The 6,445-nt window shown below is 60.6% G+C and carries 12 protein-coding genes; all 12 read right to left on the reverse strand.

All coding sequences use genetic code 11. The annotated features are described in order from the left end of the window. Positions 1-8 precede the first annotated feature (8 nt). The 12 genes from IQK56_RS07740 to IQK56_RS07795 all read right to left on the reverse strand — a co-directional run bounded on the left by IQK56_RS07740 (position 9) and on the right by IQK56_RS07795 (position 6,264). On the reverse strand, positions 9-383 hold the full coding sequence (locus IQK56_RS07740) for an HNH endonuclease signature motif containing protein (protein WP_193861775.1): 375 nt from the start codon (positions 381-383) through the stop codon (positions 9-11). After that, positions 374-556 carry a hypothetical protein gene (locus IQK56_RS07745; RefSeq protein WP_193861776.1) on the reverse strand — a complete coding sequence of 61 codons (183 nt, stop codon included), beginning with the start codon at positions 554-556 and terminating at the stop codon, positions 374-376. Before IQK56_RS07745 ends, IQK56_RS07740 begins: the two co-directional genes overlap by 10 nt. Before the next feature lie 60 nt (positions 557-616). Further along, complete coding sequence (locus tag IQK56_RS07750) at positions 617-955, reverse strand: hypothetical protein (RefSeq protein ID WP_122756892.1); 339 nt, start codon at positions 953-955, stop codon at positions 617-619. Beyond that, on the reverse strand, positions 955-1,326 hold the full coding sequence (locus IQK56_RS07755; protein ID WP_093544093.1) for a DUF3450 domain-containing protein: 372 nt from the start codon (positions 1,324-1,326) through the stop codon (positions 955-957). Before IQK56_RS07755 ends, IQK56_RS07750 begins: the two co-directional genes overlap by 1 nt. A 118-nt stretch (positions 1,327-1,444) precedes the next feature. Beyond that, complete coding sequence (locus IQK56_RS07760) at positions 1,445-2,008, reverse strand: hypothetical protein (protein ID WP_193861777.1); 564 nt, start codon at positions 2,006-2,008, stop codon at positions 1,445-1,447. A 3-nt stretch (positions 2,009-2,011) separates the two neighbouring features. After that, a complete protein-coding gene (locus IQK56_RS07765) occupies positions 2,012-2,326 on the reverse strand; it encodes a hypothetical protein (protein WP_193861778.1) in 315 nt (104 codons plus the stop codon). Positions 2,327-2,342: 16 nt separating this feature from the next. Continuing rightward, positions 2,343-3,623, reverse strand: a complete 1,281-nt coding sequence (locus IQK56_RS07770) for a tyrosine-type recombinase/integrase (protein ID WP_193861779.1) — start codon at positions 3,621-3,623, stop codon at positions 2,343-2,345. After that, positions 3,620-4,051 (reverse strand): VRR-NUC domain-containing protein, encoded by a 432-nt coding sequence (locus IQK56_RS07775; RefSeq protein ID WP_193861780.1) that lies wholly within the window; start codon positions 4,049-4,051, stop codon positions 3,620-3,622. The genes IQK56_RS07770 and IQK56_RS07775 overlap by 4 nt, the downstream gene beginning before the upstream one ends. Next, positions 4,048-4,344, reverse strand: coding sequence for a DUF1364 domain-containing protein (locus tag IQK56_RS07780; protein WP_193861781.1), 297 nt, complete (start codon positions 4,342-4,344; stop codon positions 4,048-4,050). Before IQK56_RS07780 ends, IQK56_RS07775 begins: the two co-directional genes overlap by 4 nt. Continuing rightward, the gene (locus tag IQK56_RS07785) at positions 4,341-5,024 is read right to left on the reverse strand and encodes a replication protein P (RefSeq protein ID WP_193861782.1); all 684 of its coding nucleotides are present in this window, start codon (positions 5,022-5,024) and stop codon (positions 4,341-4,343) included. Before IQK56_RS07785 ends, IQK56_RS07780 begins: the two co-directional genes overlap by 4 nt. Beyond that, the gene (locus tag IQK56_RS07790) at positions 5,024-5,773 is read right to left on the reverse strand and encodes a DnaT-like ssDNA-binding domain-containing protein (RefSeq protein WP_193861783.1); all 750 of its coding nucleotides are present in this window, start codon (positions 5,771-5,773) and stop codon (positions 5,024-5,026) included. The genes IQK56_RS07785 and IQK56_RS07790 overlap by 1 nt, the downstream gene beginning before the upstream one ends. Further along, positions 5,773-6,264, reverse strand: coding sequence for a phage antirepressor KilAC domain-containing protein (locus tag IQK56_RS07795; RefSeq protein ID WP_341869497.1), 492 nt, complete (start codon positions 6,262-6,264; stop codon positions 5,773-5,775). The genes IQK56_RS07790 and IQK56_RS07795 overlap by 1 nt, the downstream gene beginning before the upstream one ends. Positions 6,265-6,445 lie beyond the last annotated feature (181 nt).

A 6,445-nucleotide genomic window follows, 5' to 3' on the forward strand; every position in this document is an offset into this window, starting at 1 on the left:
TTCTGTTTTCAGCGCCGGGAATTGCCGAAACCACCATCCTCGGAAGCCGTTTTGCTGGAGTGGCATGGGCCACACAGGCTCTGCCAGTTGTCCCGATCCCAGAACAGGGTCATGTCACATTTATGCGGGATGATGTGGTCAACATCAGTCGCCGCTACTACCTTGCCTGCCCGCTCGCAGAACCGACACAGCGGATGCTTGGCCAGCCAGCCAGCCCGAGCCTGCTGCCACTTGTAGTTATAGTGGCGCTTGGTGCTGCTCTCTCTAGGCTTGGCCCAGGTTGAACTCTTGAGCAGGTTGGCGTGATCATCGCAGTACCGAGGGTTGCGGGTCAGCGTGTTGCAACCCTGGGCATTGCATGGCTTCTGCGGCCTCAGCAGCATGGGGTGCCATCCATGTACGTCAGTGGTCGGGCGTCAGGGTCTTGATCGGCCTGATCCTCTGCCAGAGCCTGGATCAGTATCGACTGGTTCGTCTCCATCCTCTCCAGCAGCGCGGTTTGTTTCTTCATCTCGGCCAGCATCTCGGCCTGTAAGCAGTTGGCTTGCTCGCTCATAGGCCAGCCTCGTCATCTTGTTGATCCATTCACGTCGGGAAGCGCATCCACTGCAGGCCACTACTGAGCCGCTCGACTGAGCGCTTCATCCGCTTTATTTGCAGCCTTGGCCGCTGTGTCTGCTGCCTGGACCGCCGTGTTCGACGCCTCTTGAACCTTCACGGCCGCGTCCTGTGTCTTCTCGGCCAGGTTGGTAAGGCGCAGATCACGCTTGCCCAGGGCTGCGTCATAGGCGGCGCGCACCTCGGTCAGCTGCTTGGTATGTTCGGCCGTAGCCGACCAGACGCCAGCCTGCCAACCCAAGGTCAGGCCGCCAGTAACCAGCAGGAACGCGATTACCCAGACCTCTGCTCGCTTCCACCAGTGGCGGGCGATGAAGTTGATTGCGCATCTGTCCATCAGTTGAGCCCTCCAAGCTTGGTTCGCAGGCGGGCGATCTCTTCGCTCTGCGAGGTGACCGTCGCCGTGAGCTGCGCCACCTGGCTGGTGAGGGCTTCAATCTTCCCTTCCATGCGCCCTACTGCTGCAGCGAGCTCGTTGCGCTCTTTGGCGAACTGGTCGGCGCGCGCCTCGGCGGCGTTTGCCCTGGCACGCTCGGTGTCGAGCAGCTCATTCAGCCGGCGGACGGTGCCGATGTCGGCGTTATCCATGGCCCGGTCAGTCGCATCTTTCGAGAGGAACTTCCTCAGCCACAACAGACCGCCCAGCAGCACAGTGCCGGTGCCACCGAGCCACGCGAACGTGCCTGGGCCGAGGTCGTTTGGATCCATCCGTTACTCCAGAAACGAAAAAGCCCCGCACAGTGGCGGGGCTCAGAATTTTGGGTCGTCTCTCATAACGCGCAAGATCGACATGATGGGGCTAATTTATGATCATTCCGCCACTACGTCAAGCGACGTCTATGAAGATCTGTTCACGGTCGAATATCTCAGTGGCGTGGATCACGGCCGCCTCTTCCAGAGACTCCAATCGTTTGGCGATGCCGGTCTTCCAGCGGCGACGGGTTGACTCTGGCTTGCCTTCCACGTCCCAGCTGTTCATGTCGTAGAACTCGGGGGGCAGCACGATCATGTCGGTGGATCGCTTACCGACCTGAATACCCTTCAGTTTCGGTATGGCCCAGGCTGTCAGGGCCTTATAGATGAACAGTTGAGGCGCCGGGGACACCAAGCGAGCTACCAGACGGCCAATGGCGCCGACCTTGTTGGCCTTGTGCGTCGAGTACTTGGCCACCAGAACATCCCACTGCGCAGCGTCGAGCTGACGGTGCAGCAGCGCATACAAGCAGCAGTCGTAATCGAACTTGTCCCGGACAGATAGCGTGCTGCCGGTCCCGCCCTGGCGCAGATCGGCGTCGATAAGCCTCTGCCAGGACTGCTTGGTGCTGTTGTCTATGTTGTCCGCTGCCAGCACCCGCACCAGGGTGCCCATCACGTCCTTATACATAGCCATGGCTCAATCCCCCTTGTAAGACGAGCCGCCTGGCCCACGACGGTTCGGTGTCTGGTATTCATCGATGATGCAGCGAGCAGGGTTATGGCCGGCCAACTGCGGGCGCGTCCGACGAGCCAGCAGGCCCAGCTGGACAACCAGGTCCTGCATCAGAAGAGGCTCGAGGGTTTCGGCGTGAACGAATCCTGAAGAGTGGCAGCCGATGCATTCGAGCTGATGAAACACGCCCTGGATCAGGCCGGCACCACAGCAGGATGGGCACTCCGTCATCGGTATCTGGCGGCGCACAAAAGCGGGGCCACTGCTCTTTTTCATCATTTTTAAACCTCGCCTTTTATGGTTTCTGGATTTGGCTAGAGGCCACGCCATTCAAGGCCTCGGCGTCATTGTGCGAATTTCCGTTTCTAGTCATGGTCGAGCGGTGAATCAGATTGAAACCCTTCCCGTCTAGCCAGTCGTGCCACTTCATCAGCGCCTCGCGCTTGAGCAGTTCGGCCGAGGTGTGGATATAGGTCTGCACGTTGCGGGTCATCGTGTGGTTGACCAGCATCTCGCCGATGAGGAAGTCGACACCCAGGTCAGTCCACCCGGTGCGGGCCACCTTGCGCAGATCGTGGCTTGTCCACTCGCCCTTACCCAGCCGCGTGAACACGGCGCAGGCCTGGCTGTCACTGATCGGTCGACGGCCGCGAGCCGGGAAAACGTAGGTGCCCTTGTAGCCCTTGGCCGACTGCCAGTCCCGGTACCGCTCCAGCAGCGCGCACACCTGGTGGGTCAGCGGCAGGTGATGCTCGCAGCGGGTCTTGGTGTTCTCGGTGGGGATGAACCACTCGCCCTGCTCGCCCAGGGTCAGGTGGGACCACTGCGCCTGCCTGGTCTCGCCGGAGCGGGTACCGTGGCACAGCATCATCAGCGCCAGCATGCAATCCTGCGGGTTCTGGTCGAACCCTTCGGCCAGTTGCCCGATCACTTCCTCAAGCTGCACGGCACGCAGGCGTGACGGCTTGGGCTGGATACGGGCCTTGGTGAAGTCGGTGAACTTGAACCCAGCGATGGGGTTGGTGGTGATCAGCCGAAGCTTTTCGGCCTGGCGGAACGCAACCACCAGAACGCCCCACATCAGGCGGACGTAGGACAGCGACATTTCAGCCTGCATCGGCCACATCACCAGCTTATCGAGCGTTGAACGGTCAAGGTCTTCTACCGGCAGCTCCGCGAGCCGTGGCTTCAGATGGCACGAGATGATCGAGGTGTTGGTGGAGCGCCGCTTGGCCGACAGGCTGCGGTCAACGGCCTGGCGCGCAGCGAACCAGTCGAGCAGATCACCAACGGCCTGGAGAGTGCCGGCGGCCGCCGATGCTTTGGGGTCGGCGGCCAAGCGCTCGCGGATCTTCGGCAAAGCGACGATCAACCCCTTCGCCGGCAGTTGAGGAAATGCGGCGATCTTGTCCCACTTGCCGCCCGACACCAGGTACCAGGTGCCGCGCTCACGGTTTTGGTGGAAGCGGAAATACACCCCAGGGTAGCGAGCGTCGCGCAGGTCACGGACGGCGGTGTTGCCGGCCTGGCGGCGAATCTCCGCATCGGTAAACGAAGTGAGCATTGTCTGGGTCATGCAGCGGCCTTGGTTTGAGGTTGGAGAAGGTACGCCCGGATCGCTTCAATTGCGTCGAAATGCCCACGGCAGACGATGGCCAAGTAGCCCTGATCGGTCAGCGCCTGCAGGTAAGCGTCCTGGGCCGGGGAAACGGCGGCGTCATGCGGCGCGGTCGCCTTGAACTCGATGTACAGCCCGAAATAGCCGCCGCGGGCCATGGGCAGCACCAGGTCAGGAACGCCGGCCTTCACGCCCTGCTCTTTCAGCTTGATCGCCACCAGCTTGTGCCGGTGCCCACCGTTCGGCACGTGGTAGATCAGCTTCGCGGCAGCGGGATAGCGCAGGCTTATTTCCTTGATCAACGCGGCCTGCTCCAGGCCCTCACGATCAACTGCCTTGGCGCGCACTGGCTTCGCGATGAATGGCTTTACGGCGAACGGCTTCAAATCTTCACCTTCCCTTCGCTGATCAGGATGTCCTGAGTGCGCATGACACCCTCGGCGAGGAACAGGCGGATCTCATAGCGTGTCAGCTGGTTGGGTGCACGCAAGCGTCCGTCGGCGATGTCGTGGCAATACCCGCAGGCCCAGGCCGCCTGGAAGTCGTTAGGCTTCAAGCCCATGCCGCAGGTGCCAGCCAGGCGGTAGTGGGCCAAGACGGTGGTTGAAGGTTCGCAGGAGCACCCAGGGAACCGGACCTGGCAGTCGCGATCGCGCGCAGCTTCAGTAAGTTTGCTCATCGGGAGCCCCCTGCAAGCCGGGCGCGAAGCTCGGCGATAGCACCCTTCGCCACTTCGGGAGTGATTCGTCCATCAACCTTGGCAGGCAGCGCCTTAGGCATTGCCTGCAGCGGCAATCCGTCGAGCAAGCGGCGAATGGTGATCGTGTAGTTTCGGTCGAACAGCTTCAGGCTCAGCGTCGCGTCGAGCTTGTTCAGGCTCTCGAACCCGCATTCCTTGGCCGTGTGCCAGACAGCGTCATGCGACCACTTGCCCTGCCCGGCCATGCCTGGATGGGCGTTCCGCACGGCTTCGCGGTGAGCAGCTGACAGAGGTGGAAGTCCGAGCATTTCAGGAGTCGGCTTGCACCACTCAATGAACTGGCCAGGACTCGGGATGAAATCGGACACCTGCTTACGCGCCTTGATCATGCCGAATTCGATCTGCCCCTGGGTGCGAATGCCTTCGTCGAGAAAGGCTTGCATCCATTGGACCTTCGCGGCGCGGTAGGTCTCCTTGTCCGGCCATGCCTGACGCCAAGCCGAACGAATCAGGCGAAGCTCAGTGAACAGATCGTTGATCGCCACGGCCATCTGGCGGCGGCCTTCATCCTGGGGAGCTTGGATCTCATCTTTTGGGATGAACTCACCGGCTGTGGGGTTGGCCCAAAGGCCTTGGGTAACTGCGGATACCTGCTTCATCACGATTGCACCCCGTTCTGCCAGTCGATGCTGTCATCGTCAAAGTCGGACGCGGCTGCTGGCCTCTGGCGAATGGGCGTGACGTTGTTGGCGGCCGCGCGGTTCTTGTCGTTCAGCACCCACTTGACCAGCATCTGCACCCACTCAGCCTGAGTGTTCACTTGACCACGCGGCTCATAGTGAGCAGTGAACGCCCGGCGCGCCTCTTCTGTGAACAGGTCCATTGCTACGCCAGAATGAACCGAGTAGGTCTTCAGCAGCTTGTCATCAGCCACCCAGTCGAGGGTCATTTCACTGGGCATGCGAGGATCGACAGGCGCCTGCGCAGAGAGAGGGTCTTTATTCTTCTCTACATCTTCTTTAGGTAACGCGCCGCTAACGTTCGAAGCGTTACTTTTACCGTTACCGGCTTTGTGGCTTGCCACCCGCTTGGCCGTGAGGAGCCTGTTTTTAGCGGTCTTCCCGTTGTGACGGTCGAAATGGGGAAGGCTGATCACACCGTCAGACTCGATCATCCAGTCCACAGATTTCATGTGCTCGCAGAAGCCGGTAACGCCAACGAGACGGTCGAGTAACTTTTTGCTAACGCTTGGAGCGTTACCGTTTTCAGTTTGTTGATCGAACCATCCCCACACGCGCATCAGCTTGCCGACCACGGCATCTGGGTCGATGTCGGCCAAGTCTGCGATCTGGCAGACCTCGGGCTTGTCCAGGGTGGTGAGTTCGAATTTGATCCAGTCGCCAGCCATTACGCGGCCTCCTGCAGTAGTTCAGCGAGGCGTGTCAGCCCCTTTGGGGTGATCATTGGGTCGAAGGCCGCGCGATCGATGCCGGTCTCGGGATCAGGCTTCAGCGCAGTGACCTTATGGGTCATGAACCCGGAGGTTATGCGGGGCTGGTATGCGACCCAGCGCTTGCAGCCGTGGCGGCGGAATATCCAGCGGTGCTGTTCAAGCCAGGCGAAGAGGCGAGACGGCGCCACACCCAGTTGCTTCGCGGCATCAGTGATGCAGATAGCCCCGCCGGCGGCGGCAAGGCGTTTGATGGCTGCGACCTTTGGGGCCTGATCTGAAATCAGCCGCTGGAGCTCGCCATTCTTGTCGGCGAGATCGGCAGCAAGGCGCAGGGCTTCTGGCAGGGATTGAGGAATGGCAACGTGTCGTGACACGCTTTCAAGTTCGTGCAAACGTGTCACGACACGATGACGAAGCGGGACGCTGTAGCCGGTCAGCAACGTCATGACAATGTCCGGCGGAAGGAGGTACTCGGTTTGCTTGCGATTCGAGGCGTCGAGATAGGATCATCCAAATTTGGATGCATCTAAGTTCAGCTCCGCCAAGTTGTGCTTGATGTCCCGCACGACGTGGTGATGCTGCTTTCCGGTTGAGATCAGCGACCTCGCGGCTGGCATGGTTACGGTA

This window comes from Pseudomonas cyclaminis (genome assembly GCF_015163715.1).
Classification (GTDB): domain Bacteria; phylum Pseudomonadota; class Gammaproteobacteria; order Pseudomonadales; family Pseudomonadaceae; genus Aquipseudomonas; species Aquipseudomonas cyclaminis.

Bases quoted from the DNA above. Each gene is read 5' to 3' on its own strand.
- IQK56_RS07740 (WP_193861775.1), bottom strand. From the start codon at position 383: ATGCTGCTGAGGCCGCAGAAGCCATGCAATGCCCAGGGTTGCAACACG.
- IQK56_RS07745 (WP_193861776.1), bottom strand. From the start codon at position 556: ATGAGCGAGCAAGCCAACTGCTTACAGGCCGAGATGCTGGCCGAGATG.
- IQK56_RS07750 (WP_122756892.1), bottom strand. From the start codon at position 955: ATGGACAGATGCGCAATCAACTTCATCGCCCGCCACTGGTGGAAGCGA.
- IQK56_RS07755 (WP_093544093.1), bottom strand. From the start codon at position 1,326: ATGGATCCAAACGACCTCGGCCCAGGCACGTTCGCGTGGCTCGGTGGC.
- IQK56_RS07760 (WP_193861777.1), bottom strand. From the start codon at position 2,008: ATGGCTATGTATAAGGACGTGATGGGCACCCTGGTGCGGGTGCTGGCA.
- IQK56_RS07765 (WP_193861778.1), bottom strand. From the start codon at position 2,326: ATGATGAAAAAGAGCAGTGGCCCCGCTTTTGTGCGCCGCCAGATACCG.
- IQK56_RS07770 (WP_193861779.1), bottom strand. From the start codon at position 3,623: ATGACCCAGACAATGCTCACTTCGTTTACCGATGCGGAGATTCGCCGC.
- IQK56_RS07780 (WP_193861781.1), bottom strand. From the start codon at position 4,344: ATGAGCAAACTTACTGAAGCTGCGCGCGATCGCGACTGCCAGGTCCGG.
- IQK56_RS07785 (WP_193861782.1), bottom strand. From the start codon at position 5,024: ATGAAGCAGGTATCCGCAGTTACCCAAGGCCTTTGGGCCAACCCCACA.
- IQK56_RS07790 (WP_193861783.1), bottom strand. From the start codon at position 5,773: ATGGCTGGCGACTGGATCAAATTCGAACTCACCACCCTGGACAAGCCC.
- IQK56_RS07795 (WP_341869497.1), bottom strand. From the start codon at position 6,264: ATGACGTTGCTGACCGGCTACAGCGTCCCGCTTCGTCATCGTGTCGTG.